The 14676-nt window shown below is 57.0% G+C and carries 14 protein-coding genes, 2 tRNA genes and 2 other RNA genes; 9 read left to right on the top strand and 9 right to left on the bottom strand.

Annotated elements, in window-relative coordinates; all coding sequences use genetic code 11:
- Window positions 1–116 precede the first annotated feature (116 nt).
- From selD to V8N38_RS13830, 4 genes are read left to right on the top strand one after another with little or no spacing between them, the layout of a single operon-like run.
- Window positions 117–1160, top strand: coding sequence for a selenide, water dikinase SelD (gene selD / locus V8N38_RS13845; RefSeq protein ID WP_060439797.1), 1044 nt, complete (start codon window positions 117–119; stop codon window positions 1158–1160).
- Window positions 1160–2278: a tRNA 2-selenouridine(34) synthase MnmH gene (mnmH, locus tag V8N38_RS13840; protein WP_371935047.1), complete on the top strand. Its 1119-nt coding sequence runs from the start codon at window positions 1160–1162 to the stop codon at window positions 2276–2278. Before selD ends, mnmH begins: the two co-directional genes overlap by 1 nt.
- Window positions 2278–4203 (top strand): DNA topoisomerase III, encoded by a 1926-nt coding sequence (locus V8N38_RS13835; RefSeq protein ID WP_084827711.1) that lies wholly within the window; start codon window positions 2278–2280, stop codon window positions 4201–4203. Before mnmH ends, V8N38_RS13835 begins: the two co-directional genes overlap by 1 nt.
- A complete protein-coding gene (locus V8N38_RS13830; protein ID WP_049271911.1) occupies window positions 4200–4496 on the top strand; it encodes a YnjH family protein in 297 nt (98 codons plus the stop codon). The genes V8N38_RS13835 and V8N38_RS13830 overlap by 4 nt, the downstream gene beginning before the upstream one ends.
- Window positions 4497–4517: 21 nt before the next feature.
- Here V8N38_RS13830 and V8N38_RS13825 read toward each other — a convergent pair whose 3' ends face one another.
- The 9 genes from V8N38_RS13825 to V8N38_RS13785 all read right to left on the bottom strand — a co-directional run bounded on the left by V8N38_RS13825 (window position 4518) and on the right by V8N38_RS13785 (window position 8928).
- A complete protein-coding gene (locus tag V8N38_RS13825) occupies window positions 4518–4919 on the bottom strand; it encodes a pyrimidine (deoxy)nucleoside triphosphate diphosphatase (protein ID WP_060423827.1) in 402 nt (133 codons plus the stop codon).
- A 44-nt stretch (window positions 4920–4963) separates the two neighbouring features.
- The gene (gene xthA / locus V8N38_RS13820; protein ID WP_147839877.1) at window positions 4964–5770 is read right to left on the bottom strand and encodes an exodeoxyribonuclease III; all 807 of its coding nucleotides are present in this window, start codon (window positions 5768–5770) and stop codon (window positions 4964–4966) included.
- Between the two features lie 101 nt (window positions 5771–5871).
- Entirely contained in the window at window positions 5872–6444 is a 573-nt protein-coding gene (locus V8N38_RS13815; RefSeq protein ID WP_033647601.1) for a TIGR00730 family Rossman fold protein, read from the bottom strand.
- Between the two features lie 193 nt (window positions 6445–6637).
- Window positions 6638–6765: non-coding RNA, RtT sRNA (locus V8N38_RS13810), on the bottom strand.
- A gap of 47 nt (window positions 6766–6812) precedes the next feature.
- Window positions 6813–6940, bottom strand: a non-coding RNA gene (locus tag V8N38_RS13805) — RtT sRNA.
- A gap of 47 nt (window positions 6941–6987) precedes the next feature.
- Window positions 6988–7072: transfer RNA gene (locus V8N38_RS13800), tRNA-Tyr, on the bottom strand.
- Window positions 7073–7285: 213 nt separating this feature from the next.
- Window positions 7286–7370 (bottom strand) — tRNA-Tyr (locus V8N38_RS13795).
- Window positions 7371–7546: 176 nt separating this feature from the next.
- On the bottom strand, window positions 7547–8395 hold the full coding sequence (gene purU / locus V8N38_RS13790) for a formyltetrahydrofolate deformylase (RefSeq protein WP_047730553.1): 849 nt from the start codon (window positions 8393–8395) through the stop codon (window positions 7547–7549).
- Between the two features lie 68 nt (window positions 8396–8463).
- Window positions 8464–8928, bottom strand: a complete 465-nt coding sequence (locus V8N38_RS13785) for a YchJ family protein (protein WP_038877235.1) — start codon at window positions 8926–8928, stop codon at window positions 8464–8466.
- A 118-nt stretch (window positions 8929–9046) separates the two neighbouring features.
- On the opposite strand from V8N38_RS13785, the gene rssA reads away from it, so the two are divergent.
- From rssA to V8N38_RS13760, 5 genes are all read left to right on the top strand, one after another.
- Entirely contained in the window at window positions 9047–9949 is a 903-nt protein-coding gene (rssA, locus tag V8N38_RS13780) for a patatin-like phospholipase RssA (RefSeq protein ID WP_087762705.1), read from the top strand.
- 103 nt (window positions 9950–10052) lie between these two features.
- Window positions 10053–11066 (top strand): two-component system response regulator RssB, encoded by a 1014-nt coding sequence (rssB, locus tag V8N38_RS13775; RefSeq protein WP_038877239.1) that lies wholly within the window; start codon window positions 10053–10055, stop codon window positions 11064–11066.
- A 213-nt stretch (window positions 11067–11279) separates the two neighbouring features.
- On the top strand, window positions 11280–12197 hold the full coding sequence (gene galU / locus V8N38_RS13770) for a UTP--glucose-1-phosphate uridylyltransferase GalU (protein WP_055312650.1): 918 nt from the start codon (window positions 11280–11282) through the stop codon (window positions 12195–12197).
- A gap of 43 nt (window positions 12198–12240) precedes the next feature.
- A complete protein-coding gene (locus V8N38_RS13765; RefSeq protein WP_087762706.1) occupies window positions 12241–13584 on the top strand; it encodes a UDP-glucose dehydrogenase family protein in 1344 nt (447 codons plus the stop codon).
- A gap of 9 nt (window positions 13585–13593) precedes the next feature.
- Entirely contained in the window at window positions 13594–14604 is a 1011-nt protein-coding gene (locus V8N38_RS13760) for an NAD-dependent epimerase (protein ID WP_087762707.1), read from the top strand.
- Window positions 14605–14676: the final 72 nt, after the last annotated feature.

Raw genomic sequence — 14676 nt, 5'->3', positions numbered from 1 at the left:
CAAAATTGCATGGTTTCTGAGCAGGCCGTTCGCATATCGGCGGCCCGCTCTTATCAATCCCCTCGGCAAGCGCTACCCTATGATATCTTGAGTGCCGTTACCGAAGGGAGTGGACTATGACATCGCCAGCGATCCGTTTAACCCAGTACAGCCATGGCGCTGGCTGCGGCTGCAAAATCTCACCGAAAGTTCTCGAAACCATCTTGCACAGCGAGCGGGAAAAGTTTGTCGATCCGCGCCTGCTGGTCGGCAATGAAACCCGCGACGACGCGGCGGTGTACGACATCGGCAACGGCGTCGGCATCATCAGCACCACCGATTTCTTCATGCCGATCGTCGACGATCCGTTCGATTTCGGCCGCATTGCGGCCGCAAACGCCATCAGCGACGTGTACGCCATGGGCGGCAAACCGATCATGGCGATCGCCATTCTTGGCTGGCCGATCGCCAAACTGCCACCGGAGGTGGCGCAGCAGGTGATCGACGGCGGGCGTTTCGCCTGCCAGCAGGCGGGCATCGCGCTGGCCGGTGGCCATTCCATCGATGCGCCGGAACCAATTTTCGGCCTGGCGGTGACCGGCGTGGTCAATACCGAGCGGGTGAAGAAAAACAGCGCCGCACAGGCCGGTGCGAAACTCTATCTGACCAAACCGCTGGGCATCGGCGTGCTGACGACCGCCGAGAAGCAAAGCAAGCTGCGCCCTGAGCATCAGGGCCTGGCGACGGAAGTGATGTGCCGCCTGAACAAGCCGGGCGCCGACTTTGCCGAGGTGGCGGGCGTCACGGCGATGACCGATATCACCGGCTTTGGCCTGCTGGGTCACCTGAGCGAGGTGTGCCAGGGCTCCGGTCTGCAGGCGACGGTCTGGTTCGATCGGGTGCCGAAGCTGCCGGACGTCGAGGCGTATATTGCCGAAGGCTGTGTGCCGGGCGGCACCGGGCGCAACTTCGATAGCTATGGCCATCTGGTGGGCGAGATGAGCGATTTGCAGCGCCAGCTGCTGTGCGATCCGCAAACCTCCGGCGGCTTGCTGTTGGCGGTATTGCCTGAGTCGGAGGCGCAGGTGCTGGCGATTGCCAAGCAGCACGGTATCACGCTTGAGGCCATCGGTGAGCTGCATGTGGCATCAGCCGGTAAGCCGCTAATCGAGGTCGTGTAGTGTCCAACATGCCAGGAAGACCGGACTGCGCCGATTATCAACGCATTTTTTTGCAGGACGTGCCGCTGATTGACGTGCGCGCGCCGATTGAGTTTCAGCAGGGCGCCTTTGCACAGGCGGTGAATTTGCCGCTGATGATCGACAGCGAGCGGCAGGCGGTCGGTACCTGCTATAAACAGCATGGTCAACAAGCGGCGATCGCGCTTGGCCACAGTCTGGTGAACGGCAAACTGCGCGAACAGCGTACCGCCGCCTGGCTGGCGGCCTGCGCAGAGCGGCCCGCAGGCTATATTTATTGCTTCCGCGGCGGGCTGCGCTCGCAGCTGGTGCAGCAATGGCTGCATGAGGCCGGTGTGGATTACCCGCGTATCACTGGCGGTTATAAGGCACTGCGTAATTATCTGCTCGGTGTACTGACGCAAAGCGCGGCATTGCCGATGGTCCTGGTGGGCGGCAATACCGGCAGCGGCAAGACGCTGCTGGTCAACGAATTGGCCGACGGCGTCGATCTGGAAGGCGCGGCGCGCCATCGCGGTTCATCTTTTGGCCGAACGCTGTCGGGACAGAGCTCGCAGATAGATTTTGAGAATCGTCTGGCTGTGTTATTGCTGAAAAAACAGCATGGTGGCAGCCGCCGTTGGGTGCTGGAGGACGAAGGGCGGATCATCGGCAGCAACAATCTGCCGCTGCCGTTGTTCAACGGCATGCAGCAGGCGCCGGTGGCGGTGATCGACGATCCGTTCGACATTCGCTTGGCGCGCCTGCAGGCCGAATACATCGACGGCATGAGCGAACAGTTTGAACAGGCCTATGGCGTGGAAGAAGGCTGGCAGCAGTACGATGACTATCTGCATCACGGTCTGTTCGCCATCCGCCGCCGTTTGGGCCTGGAGCGCTTCCAGCAGCTGACGCAGCGGTTGGAGGCGGCGCTGCGGGCTCAGCGCCTCAGCGGCCAGGGCGACGCGCACCGCGAATGGTTGGCGCCTCTGTTGCAGCAGTACTACGATCCGATGTATTGCTATCAGTTGGAAAAGAAAGCCCAGCGGATCGTCTTCCGTGGGAACTATGCAGAAGTAAGAGAATTCTTGATGACGTTCAGCCAGAAAAACGGTGATTAATGCGACTGTTCATAGCCGAGAAACCGAGTTTGGCGCGCGCCATTGCCGACGTCTTGCCCAAGCCGCATCGCCGTGGCGACGGCTATATCGCCTGTGGCAACAACGACGTGGTGACCTGGTGCGTCGGCCACCTGTTGGAGCAGGCTCAGCCTGACGCCTATGACAGCCGCTATGCGCGCTGGTCGTTGGCGGATCTGCCGATCATCCCCGAAAAATGGCGCTTGCAGCCGCGGCCTTCGGTCAGCAAACAGCTCAACGCGATTAAAAAGCTGCTGCTCGAAGCCGATGAAGTGGTTCACGCCGGTGACCCGGATCGCGAAGGGCAACTGCTGGTGGATGAGGTGCTGGACTACCTGGATTTGACGGCGGAGAAGCGCCAGAACGTGCGCCGCTGTCTGATCAACGATCTCAACCCGCAGGCGGTGGAGCGTGCGGTCGAGCGCCTGCGCGACAACCGAGACTTTATCCCGCTGTGCGTGTCCGCGCTGGCGCGTTCGCGCGCCGACTGGCTGTACGGCATCAATATGACCCGCGCCTATACGCTGTTGGGCCGCAACGCCGGTTACGACGGCGTGCTGTCGGTGGGCAGGGTGCAGACGCCGGTGCTCGGATTGGTGGTGCGTCGCGACGAAGAGATCGAAAACTTCGTGCCAAAAGACTTCTTTGAGGTTAAGGCGCACATCGTCACGCCGAAAGAAGAGCGCTTTGTGGCGCTGTGGCAACCCAGCGACTCCTGTGAACCTTATCAGGATGAAGAAGGGCGTTTGCTGCACCGGCCGTTGGCGGAACACGTGGTCAAGCGCATCGAGGGCCAGCCGGCCCTGGTCACGGCCTATAATGATAAACGGGAATCAGATACCGCACCGCTGCCGTTCTCGCTTTCCACGCTGCAAATCGAGGCGGCCCGGCGCTACAACCTCAGCGCGCAACAGGTGCTGGACGTTTGCCAGCGGCTGTACGAAACCCACAAATTGATCACCTATCCGCGTTCCGACTGCCGCTATCTGCCGGAAGAGCATTTTGCCGGCCGCCACGCGGTGCTGAACGCCATCAGCGTGCACCAACCCGAGCTGTATCCGCAGCCGGTGATCGACAGCGATCGCCGCAACCGCTGCTGGGACGACAAAAAGGTCGATGCGCACCATGCCATCATTCCCACCGCCCGCGCCGGCAAGGTCAATTTGACGCAGGATGAACGGAACGTGTATGGGCTGGTGGCGCGCCAGTACCTGATGCAGTTTTGTCCGGATGCGGTGTTCCGCAAATGCGTGATCGAGCTGGATATCGCCGGCGGCAAATTCATCGCCAAGGCGCGTTTCCTGGCGGAAGCCGGCTGGCGCACGCTGCTGGGCAGCAAGGAGCGCGATGAGGAAAACGAAGGTGCACCGCTGCCGGTGGTGGACAAAGGCGATGAGCTGCTGTGCGAGCGCGGTGAAGTGGTGGAGCGCCAGACGCAGCCGCCGCGGCCGTTTACCGACGCCAGCCTGCTGTCGGCAATGACCGGCATCGCGCGATTCGTACAAGATAAAGCGTTAAAGAAAATCCTGCGGGCGACCGATGGTTTAGGAACGGAAGCGACGCGAGCGGGGATCATCGAATTGCTGTTCAAGCGGGCGTTTCTGTACAAGAAGGGACGCTATATTCACTCCAGCGAAACCGGGCGCGCGTTGATTCACTCGCTGCCGGATCTTGCTGCGCGCCCTGATATGACGGCCAACTGGGAAGCCACGCTGACGCAAATCAGCGAGAAATCCTGCCGCTATCAGGACTTTATGCAGCCGTTGGTCGGCACGCTGCAAGAGCTGATTTATCAGGCTAAGCAGAGCCGGGCGAGCATGGCGTTTCGTGGATTGCCGCCGCCGCCCTCCAGCGGAGGCAAAAAACGCAGGAAAAGCGCCGGCAAGGCGCAGGAGAAGAGTGAATGAAGCGTGGACTCAGTGGGGGATTGGCTGCCGCTGCCCTGATGTTTTCCGGCCTGGCAGTCGCCAATCGCGGCGATGTGGACGTGGTGTTACCGGTTTCGCCGGAGATTTGGGGCACGGCCAAAAGCGGCGTCAACCCACCGCCGGCACAGCCCTGCAACCGCTGTTGCGTCTACCAGAATCAAAACTATTCCGAGGGCGCGGTGCTTAAAGTGGAAGGGGAAGTGCTGCAGTGCGTGCGTGAGCCTAACACCATCGGCACCAACCCCTTGATTTGGGTGCGATTGAAGAAGTGACGATGTAACCTGTCGCCGCGCTCAGCGTGCACCGCTTTGCGCGGCGATATAGTCCGCCAGCAGTGGAACGTCGGCGGGCGCCAGGGCGTATTCCTGCGCCTGCTGCGGCGTAACCCAGACCAACGCCGAGTGGCAGCGCTGTTGCAGTTCACCGGAGAACGCCGTGACTTGCCAGGCGTGCAGGCGGATGATGCGTTCGCCTTGCTGCCACTGATTGCTGCCCACATAGTCGCCGATACGGGCGCAAATTCCCAATTCTTCATCCAGCTCGCGCGCCAGCGCTTCTGGCTGGCTTTCGCCCGTTTCAACCTTGCCGCCGGGAAACTCCCACAGACCGGCCTGATCGCTGCCTGTGCCGCGCTGGGCCAGTAAAATGTGGCCGTTCTGTTCCAGAATAGCGGCTACCACGTCGATAATTTTCATTGGCTTCACAGAGTAAAACCCCGGCGAGCGCCGGGGTGATGGGGTTACAGCGTAAACTCCGCCCAGACCGGCGCATGGTCGGAAGGTTTTTCCATACCGCGGGTTTGATAATCGATGCCGGTGGCGATGCAGCGCGAAGCCAGCGGGGTGCTGGCCAGCAGCAGATCGATACGCAGACCGCGGTTGTCGTCGAACCCTTTGGAACGGTAGTCGAACCACGAGAATTCGTCGTTGCGCCCCGGGTTGGCGTGGCGATAGGTGTCTACCAGGCCCCAGTTCAGCAGGCGGTCCATCCATTCGCGCTCTTCCGGCAGGAAGGAACACTTGCCGGTGCGCAGCCAGCGTTTACGGCTGTCTTCGCCGATGCCAATGTCATAATCGCTCGGGCTGATGTTCATGTCACCCATGATCAACACCGGGGATTCCGCCGACAGCTGCTGCTCCAGGTAGTTTTGCAAATCCTGATAAAAGCGTGTTTTAGCCGGGAATTTGATCGGGTGGTCGCGGCTTTCACCTTGCGGGAAGTAGCCGTTGATCACCGTCAGCGTGCCCTGCGGCGTCGCCAGATCGGCCATGATGATGCGACGCTGCGCATCTTCTTCATCGGTCGGGAAACCGCGGCGCACGGCCAGAGGCTCCGCTTTGGTCAGCAGCGCTACGCCGTAATGGCCTTTTTGCCCGTGATAGAACACGTGATAGCCGTGCTGGTTGACTTCTTCCAGCGGGAACATGTCGTCGTGAACTTTCGTTTCTTGCAGGCCGATCACGTCGGGCTGGTGCTGTTCGATAATTGCCGCCAGCTGATGCGGACGCGCGCGCAGTCCATTGATATTAAAAGAGACAAACTTCATGAGCGGTGCCGTTTTCACGAGAAAAATGTGCTGTGATAGTAGCAGAGTTTGGCGGGAAATGTAACGCAGACAGCGGCAGGGCCGCTGGCTGCGCAGCGGGTTTATTTCGCCCAGCGGTCGTAATTTTTGGGTTGATAATCGTCAAACTGTTGCAGCAGCGTTTGCGCCGATTCACTGATGTGCAGGGTGCCGAGATAGTCGTGGCGCATAAAGCCCTGATCGGCGACGTGTTCGAGGAATTGGCTCAGCGGGCGGTAGAAGCCGTTAACGTTCAGCAGGCCGACCGGCTTGTTGTGATAGCCGATTTGTCCCCAGGTCCAGATTTCAAACAACTCTTCCAACGTGCCGATGCCGCCGGGCAGGGCGATAAAACCGTCCGCCAGCGCGGCCATACGGGCTTTGCGCGTATGCATATCAGGCACCACTTCCAGTTCGGTCAGGCCGCGATGTGCGGTTTCCGCTTCAACCAGGCGCTCGGGGATAATGCCGACAGCTTCACCGCCCGCCGCCAACACGGCATCTGCCACGATCCCCATCAATCCTTTCTTGCCGCCGCCGTAGATTAAACGGCGCCCCTGTGCGGCCAGCAGCTGCCCCAGTTGACGAGCCTGCTCGGCATAAGCGGGATTGACGCCTTCACTGGCGCCACAAAAAACGCAAATATTGTTTCGCATCCACCTGTTCCTTACTGCACTAAAGAAGCCAGTGGTATAGCGAATTGTCGGCCGGAGTTCAAGTTACGGCTGGGAGTGAGGAAATAAAACATCGAGGTGAACGCGGGGAATAAGGGGGGGTAATTGAGTTTTATTGATACCAGAGCATTGGGGGGATGTGCTTTAAGTCGATTTGGGAATGTTCTGCAAGAGATGGTGGTGGGGGAAGGATGATTCGTCGCTGTGCGACTCACCCTGCGGGCCGCGCTAAAGTGCGTTGTCTCACTGCGTGAGACTCGAACCTTGGTCGAAGCTTCTCATCCTTCCCCGGTGCGGAGCATTATGGATGCGGTGTGCTTTAAGTCGGTTTAGGGAGTTTTTGCAAGAGATGGTGGTGGGGGAAGGATGATTTGTCGCTGCGCGCCTCACCCTGCGGGCCGCGCTGAAGCGCGTTGTCTCACTGCGTGAGACTCGAACCTTGGTCGAAGCTTCTCATCCTTCCCCAGTGCGGAGCAATATGGATGCGGTGTGCTTTAAGTCGGTTTAGGGAGTTTTTGCAAGAGATGGTGGTGGGGGAAGGATTCGAACCTTCGAAGTCTGTGACGGCAGATTTACAGTCTGCTCCCTTTGGCCGCTCGGGAACCCCACCATGATATTCATGGATTTACTAATTGTTGCTCCGGTTTTATCCGGAAGAAACCTGGCCGGCTTCTTTACTGCTTCTTCGCTCCTGGCGGAGAAAAGATGGTGGTGGGGGAAGGATTATTCGTCACTTCGTTCCTCACCCTTCGGGCCGCGCTAAAGCACGTTATCCTTCCCTTTCTGATTAGCTTTAACCCAATGCGTATCAGCAATGAAAAGATGGTGGTGGGGGAAGGATTCGAACCTTCGAAGTCAGTGACGGCAGATTTACAGTCTGCTCCCTTTGGCCGCTCGGGAACCCCACCATATTACATGGCTATTTAACTGGCCTTGCTTGCGAGAGCGCTGTCTCGGTAAGCGGGGCGCATCATATCAAATGAAGCGGATGTGTAAAGCATTGAAATGCAGAAAATGAATCGTTTGCCGTTTTTTTATTCTTGACGGTGCATCCCTGAACGAAATGCACCGATTTATTGAACGATTACAGAATAACGGTGCGGTTGCCGTAGACGAAGACGCGCTGTGCCAACACCTGATACAGCGCGCGGCTGAGCACATTTTTCTCTACGTCGCGCCCGGCGCGCATCATATCCTCGGCGGAATAGGTGTGATCGACGTGGATCACGTCCTGCATGATGATCGGGCCTTCGTCGAGATTGTCGTTAACGTAGTGGGCGGTGGCGCCGATGATTTTTACCCCGCGCTCATAGGCCTGGTGGTAAGGGCGCGCGCCGATAAACGCCGGCAGGAACGAATGGTGAATGTTGATCACCTGATTCGGATAATGCTGCACGAAGGCCGGGGTCAGCACGCGCATATATTTGGCCAGCACCACGTAATCCGGCTGATATTGATCGATCTGGGCCGTCATTTCGCGGTCGTGCTGTTCACGCGTCAAGCCTTCGTGGCTCACCAGATGGAAAGGAATATCGAAACGTTCCACGAGCGATTGCAGCGTGTCGTGGTTGCCGATCACGGCGGCGATTTCAACGTCGAGGCCGCCATAGGCGCTTTTCATCAACAGATCGCCCAGGCAGTGGGCCTCTTTGGTGACCAGCACCACGATGCGACGGCGCCCGGTGCTGTGCAGCTCGCGCAGCGAACCTTCCGGCAGCGCGCTGTCCAGATCGGCCAGCAGCGTGTTGTCGTTGAAAATGCCTTCCAGCTCGGTACGCATGAAGAAACGCCCGGTGCGGTGATCGACGAACTCATTATTCTGAACGATATTGAGTTCGTGCTTGTAACAGATGTTGGTGATCTTGGCGATCAGCCCTTTGGCGTCCGGGCAGATGGTGCGTAACACTTTCCGTTGTACATTTTGGTGTGGCATGGGTTTGAGGATCCTGTCTGATACTGAACGGCCTGTCTGCGCAGGCGTAAACGTGAAGCGCCGGCCGGCTAGCGCCCGCAGCACTTCTTGTATTTTTTCCCTGAGCCACAGGGACAAATTGCATTTCTGCCGGGCTGGGGCTTGGTGCCGTCGATATAATACCAACGTTGATCGCGACGAAGGAAGCGCGAGCGCTCATGCATCGCCTGCGGTTCGCCGCTTTCGCCATCGGTAAAACGGGCGATGAATTCGACGAAGCCTTCGTCCGGCTCATGGCCGGCTTTCTCTTCCACGATCGTCAGGCCCAGCCATTCGGTATTTTTAAAGCTGTCGACGATCGCATTGCGCCAGGCTTCGGCGCCGCAGTCGGGGTGCCAGGTAGCGATCAGATAATCGACGTTATGATTCACGTAGGCGGTGAAGCGTGAACGCATCAGCTGGCCGGGTGTCGGCGCCGGTTGATTGCCGCTGATAAAAGGGGCACAGCATGCGTTATACGCCAGTCCGCTGCCGCATGGGCATGATTCGGGCAAAATAACTCCTGAGAAGACGAGGCAGAAAATGAATTTAGCGCATATGTTACCTAACAATATTCGTCAGTGACAATCTACCCTGAAAGCAGATACCCCCTGTTACCGAGAGGATGGCGCTATGCGGCAAATCAAGATCGGACTGGCGCTGGGAGCTGGCTCGGCTAAAGGCTGGGCGCACATCGGCGTGATCAATGCGTTAAAGAAACTGGGAATTGAGGTCGATATCGTTGCCGGCTGCTCTGTCGGTGCGTTAGTGGGCGCGGCGTTCGCCAGCCATCGCCTGCCGGCGATGGAGCAGTGGGTGCGGTCGTTCAGCTATTGGGACGTGATTCGTCTGATGGACTTTTCCTGGCAGCGTGGTGGCTTGTTGCGCGGCGATCGGGTGTTTAACGCCGTCGGACAGCTATTGAAGATCAACGATATTGCCGAATGCGCGCTGAAGTTCGGCGCCGTGACGACCAATCTCAGCACCGGCCGCGAACTGTGGCTGACCGAAGGCGATATTCATCAGGCGGTGCGCGCTTCCTGCAGCATGCCTGGCCTGCTGGCGCCGGTGTGGGCCGACGGCTATTGGCTGGTGGACGGCGCGGTGGTCAATCCGGTGCCGGTGTCCCTTTGCCGGGCGCTGGGTGCCGATATCGTCATCGCGGTCGATCTGCAGCATGACGCGCACCTGATGCAGCAGGATTTGTTCTCGGTACGCATTGAGGACGAAAGTTCGGACGATGCGCCTGCCGATACCTGGCGCGGGCGTCTGAGAGCGCGCGTCGGCAGAATGCGACAGCGTAAACCGACGACGGCGCCGACGGCGATGGAGATTATGGGCACCTCGATTCAGATGCTGGAAAATCGCCTGAAGCGTAACCGGATGGCGAGCGATCCGCCGGACGTGCTGATCCAACCTTTTTGCCCGCAAATCTCGACGCTGGATTTCCACCGCGCCGATGAAGCGATCGAGGCAGGGTTACTGGCGGTGGAAAAACAACTGGATCGGTTGTTGCCGTTGATAAAAAATAGATAATTCTCGGTTCTTGGTTGGCAATGCGCGGTCGGTCTGATTCAGACGAGCATAAGTGACCTTTTTGAGCCACTATTACACTATGGAAAGGGACGAGGCTCGGCTGATGGCATTACCACTCACTCACAAACGCATCTTGATCGTTGAGGACGAACAGGTTTTTCGTTCCGTGCTGGTCGGTTATTTGACCTCGCTGGGCGCTGAAACCGGCGAGGCGACCAACGGTTTGCAGGCGCTGAGTGCCGTCGATGACTTCAAGCCCGATCTGATTCTGTGCGATCTCGCGATGCCGGAAATGGGCGGTATCGAATTCGTTGAGCACCTGCGTTTACAGGGGGGGCAGATCCCGGTGCTGGTGATCTCGGCCACCGACAAGATGGCCGACATTGCCAAGGTGTTGCGCTTGGGCGTACAGGATGTCCTGCTGAAGCCCCTGACCGATCTCAATCGCCTGCGTGAAGCGGTGCTGGCGTGTTTATACCCCAATATGTTCACCTCTCAGGCGATTGAAGAGGTTGAGCTGTTTCAGGATTGGGATGCGCTGAGCAAAAACCCTTCCGAAGCCGTCAAACTGCTTAAACAACTGCAACCGCCGGTACAGCAGACCATTGCACATTGCCGGATCAACTATCGGCAGTTAACCACGGGCGAAAATCCCGGTCTGGTGCTGGATATTGCCGCGTTGTCAGAAAAAGACCTGGCATTCTATTGCCTGGACGTCACGCGCGCCGGCGATAATGGCGTATTGGCGGCATTGCTGTTGCGCGCATTATTTAATGGGTTGCTGCAAGACCATCTGGCTAATCAACAACATCGTCTGCCGCAAATGTCAGCATTGTTAAAGCAGGTTAATCAATTATTGCGGCAGGGGAAATTAGATGGCCAATTCCCTCTGTTGCTGGGATATTACCACGCCGAAAATAAGAACCTGATTCTGGTGTCCGCCGGGCTGCATGCCAACGTCAATACCGGGGATAATCAAATTCAGCTGAGCAACGGCGTACCGCTGGGGACGCTGGGGGCTACCTATATGAACCAGATCAGTCAACGTTGCACCGCCTGGCAATGTCAGGTGTGGGGCAGCGGGGGCCGATTGCGGCTGATGCTGAGCGCTGAATAACGGGCGCCGAGCGGCGAGATCTCAAGCTATTCACTTATCGGTAATTAAACCGTTTATTTATTCTCCCGATTATCAGAACGGGTAATAGTCCTAAATGTTTTCTATTTGTGTTCTGGCTAATGCTCGGCGCGCATAAGCTGGTATACTCCGAAGGTTTTTTTATATCGAGCCCAAGCTCATAAAATGAGCGTTTTAGCTTTAAGAGAGGAAATAATGCCTGCTGTAAATCGCAAAGTCAGAAAAGCCGTGATCCCGGTTGCAGGCTTGGGTACGCGGATGTTACCGGCCACCAAAGCCATTCCAAAAGAAATGCTGCCGCTGGTTGATAAACCGCTGATCCAATACGTCGTCAATGAGTGCATTGCGGCAGGGATTAACGAGATTGTGCTGGTCACTCACTCCTCCAAAAACTCGATCGAAAACCATTTTGATACCAGTTTCGAACTGGAAGCGATGCTGGAAAAACGCGTCAAGCGCCAATTGCTGGATGAAGTACAGTCGATCTGCCCGAAAGGCGTTACCGTGATGCAAGTCCGCCAGGGGAATGCCAAAGGCCTGGGGCACGCTATCATGTGCGCCTACCCGATGGTGGGCGATGAGCCGGTCGCCGTGGTGTTGCCGGACGTGATCCTCGACGAATACAGCGCCGATCCGAAAAAAGACAACCTGCACGACATGCTGCAGCGCTTCGAAGCCACCGGCGTCAGCCAGATCATGGTTGAACCCGTGCCGCATAAGGATGTCGGAAACTACGGCGTAGCCGACTGCAAGGGCGTCGATCTGCAACCTGGCGAAAGCGCGCCGATGGTCAGCGTGGTCGAGAAGCCGTCGCCGGATAAAGCGCCTTCCAACCTGGCGATTGTCGGTCGTTACGTGCTGTCCGCCGATATTTGGCCGCTGTTGGCGAAAACGCCTCCAGGTGCCGGCGACGAAATTCAGCTGACTGACAGCATCGAAATGTTGATGCAGCAGGAAACGGTGGAAGCGTATCACCTGAAAGGCGTGAGCCATGATTGTGGCAACAAACTGGGTTACATGCAGGCATTTGTGGAATACGGCATGCGCCATGCCAGCCTCGGTAAAGAATTTTCTCAGTGGCTGCAACAGGTTGTTGCCGCTGACAAGAAATAATTGAGTGATCTTTCGTCTTGATTTGAAAAACTAGGATTTTCACATGAAAGTAACAGTTTTTGGTATTGGTTATGTGGGTCTGGTGCAGGCCGCCGTGCTGGCTGAAGTTGGCCATGACGTTATGTGCATTGACGTCGATGAGCGAAAAGTCGAAAACCTGAAAAAAGGAAATATTCCGATTTTTGAACCGGGCCTGACGCCGCTGGTGCAGCAAAACTATGAGGCTGGCCGTCTGCATTTCACTACCGATGCCAAAGCGGGCGTGGCGCACGGGAATATCCAGTTCATCGCCGTCGGTACGCCGCCGGATGAAGACGGTTCCGCTGACCTGAAATATGTCACTGCGGTTGCGCGCACCATCGCCGAGCACATGACCGATCGTAAAGTGGTGATCGACAAGTCCACCGTTCCGGTCGGCACGGCGGACAAAGTGCGTCAGGTGATGGCGGAAACGCTGGCGAAACGCGGCAGCAGCGTGCCGTTCGACGTGGTGTCTAACCCGGAATTCCTGAAGGAAGGTGCCGCGGTAGCAGACTGTATGCGCCCGGAGCGCATCGTTATCGGTACCGATAATAAAGATGTGATCGAACCTATTCGCGAGCTGTACGAGCCGTTTAACCGCAATCACGATCGTATGATCATGATGGATATCCGTAGCGCAGAGCTGACCAAGTATGCTGCCAACTGCATGCTGGCGACCAAGATCAGCTTTATGAACGAAATGTCCAACCTGGCGGAAATGCTGGGGGCGGACATTGAGAAAGTGCGTCAGGGCATCGGTTCCGACTCACGCATCGGTTATCACTTCATCTACCCTGGCTGTGGCTACGGTGGTTCTTGCTTCCCGAAAGATGTCCAGGCGTTGATCCGCACGGCGGAGCAGATCGGTTACCAACCGAAGCTGCTGCAGGCGGTTGAGCAGGTCAACTACCAACAGAAAGACAAGCTGAACAGCTTTATCAAAGACTACTTCGGCAGCGATCTGAAGGGCAAAATCTTCGCGCTGTGGGGCCTGGCATTCAAGCCGAATACCGATGACATGCGTGAAGCGTCCAGCCGCGTGCTGATAGAGCAACTGTGGGCTGCCGGCGCCACCGTTCAAGCCTACGACCCGGAAGCAATGAACGAAGTCCAACGCATCTATGGCCAGCGTGACGACTTGAAGCTGATGGGTACCAAAGAGGCTGCGCTGCACGGCGCCGATGCTCTGGTGATCTGCACCGAATGGCAGAATTTCCGCGCACCGGACTTCGACGTGATCAAAAGTGAACTGAAGCAGCCGGTGATCTTCGATGGACGTAACCTGTACGATCCGGAGCGTTTGGAGAATCGCGGCTTTACCTACTACGCGATTGGCCGTGGCGCCTCGATTAAACCGGTTATTTAAGGAGTGGGCATGAAATTCCTGGTTACAGGCGCCGCAGGATTTATTGGCTATCACGTTGCAGAGCGTTTGTTGACCGCCGGTCATCAGGTTGTCGGCATTGATAACCTGAACGACTATTATGACGTGGGCCTGAAAACGGCCCGTCTGGACAGACTGGCGGATAAGCCGGGATTCCGCTTTATCAAGCTGGATTTGGCCGATCGTGAAGGGATGGCGGCATTGTTCGCCGAGCATCAGTTCCAACGAGTCATTCATTTGGGGGCTCAAGCCGGCGTACGTTATTCGCTGGTCAATCCGTTGGCTTATGCGGATGCTAACCTGATCGGCCATTTAAACGTTCTGGAAGGCTGCCGTCATAATAAAGTCGAGCATTTACTCTACGCCTCTTCCAGTTCGGTATATGGCCTGAATCGCAAGCTGCCGTTTGCGACCGAAGATTCGGTTGATCATCCGGTGTCATTGTATGCGGCAACGAAAAAGGCCAATGAGCTGATGGCACACAGCTACTCCCATTTATACGGTCTCCCGACGACGGGGCTGCGATTCTTTACCGTATATGGCCCTTGGGGGCGTCCGGACATGGCGCTGTTCAAATTCACCAAAGCCATATTGGCGGGGGAGAGCATCGACGTATATAACCATGGCGAAATGCATCGCGATTTTACTTACATCGATGATATCGCTGAGGCGATAGTGCGCTTGCAGGCGGTTATTCCGCAGGCAAATCCATCCTGGACCGTTGAACAGGGATCGCCGGCGACCAGTTCTGCTCCGTACCATGTTTATAATATCGGCAATAGCGCTCCCGTAAAACTGATGGAATATATCAGCGCGCTGGAGCAGGCATTGGGGGTCACCGCCCGTAAGAATATGCTGCCGATGCAACCAGGCGATGTGATGGATACCAGTGCGGATACGGAAGAGCTTTATCGTGACATTGGTTTCAAACCGGAAACCGGCGTTGAAGAGGGTGTGAAGCGCTTTGTTGACTGGTATAAGGCATTCTATCAGGTTCAATAATTGGACGAGATTTAATGCGATACAGGGGCCTTAGGGTCCCTTTTTTTTCACTGAAATTTCATGATCGAAGGA

Origin of the sequence: Serratia nevei, from assembly GCF_037948395.1 — a bacterium.
In the GTDB taxonomy this organism is placed as follows: Bacteria; Pseudomonadota; Gammaproteobacteria; order Enterobacterales; family Enterobacteriaceae; genus Serratia; species Serratia nevei.
The sequence above is the reverse complement of the archived record's forward strand: the minus strand, read 5'-3'. Positions and strand labels throughout refer to the sequence as shown.

Bases quoted from the DNA above. Each gene is read 5' to 3' on its own strand.
- rssA (WP_087762705.1), top strand. From the start codon at position 9,047: ATGCGGCAAATCAAGATCGGACTGGCGCTGGGAGCTGGCTCGGCTAAA.
- selD (WP_060439797.1), top strand. From the start codon at position 117: ATGACATCGCCAGCGATCCGTTTAACCCAGTACAGCCATGGCGCTGGC.
- xthA (WP_147839877.1), bottom strand. From the start codon at position 5,770: ATGAAGTTTGTCTCTTTTAATATCAATGGACTGCGCGCGCGTCCGCAT.
- purU (WP_047730553.1), bottom strand. From the start codon at position 8,395: ATGCCACACCAAAATGTACAACGGAAAGTGTTACGCACCATCTGCCCG.
- V8N38_RS13760 (WP_087762707.1), top strand. From the start codon at position 13,594: ATGAAATTCCTGGTTACAGGCGCCGCAGGATTTATTGGCTATCACGTT.
- rssB (WP_038877239.1), top strand. From the start codon at position 10,053: ATGGCATTACCACTCACTCACAAACGCATCTTGATCGTTGAGGACGAA.
- V8N38_RS13825 (WP_060423827.1), bottom strand. From the start codon at position 4,919: ATGAAAATTATCGACGTGGTAGCCGCTATTCTGGAACAGAACGGCCAC.
- V8N38_RS13815 (WP_033647601.1), bottom strand. From the start codon at position 6,444: ATGCGAAACAATATTTGCGTTTTTTGTGGCGCCAGTGAAGGCGTCAAT.
- galU (WP_055312650.1), top strand. From the start codon at position 11,280: ATGCCTGCTGTAAATCGCAAAGTCAGAAAAGCCGTGATCCCGGTTGCA.
- V8N38_RS13830 (WP_049271911.1), top strand. From the start codon at position 4,200: ATGAAGCGTGGACTCAGTGGGGGATTGGCTGCCGCTGCCCTGATGTTT.
- V8N38_RS13835 (WP_084827711.1), top strand. From the start codon at position 2,278: ATGCGACTGTTCATAGCCGAGAAACCGAGTTTGGCGCGCGCCATTGCC.
- V8N38_RS13765 (WP_087762706.1), top strand. From the start codon at position 12,241: ATGAAAGTAACAGTTTTTGGTATTGGTTATGTGGGTCTGGTGCAGGCC.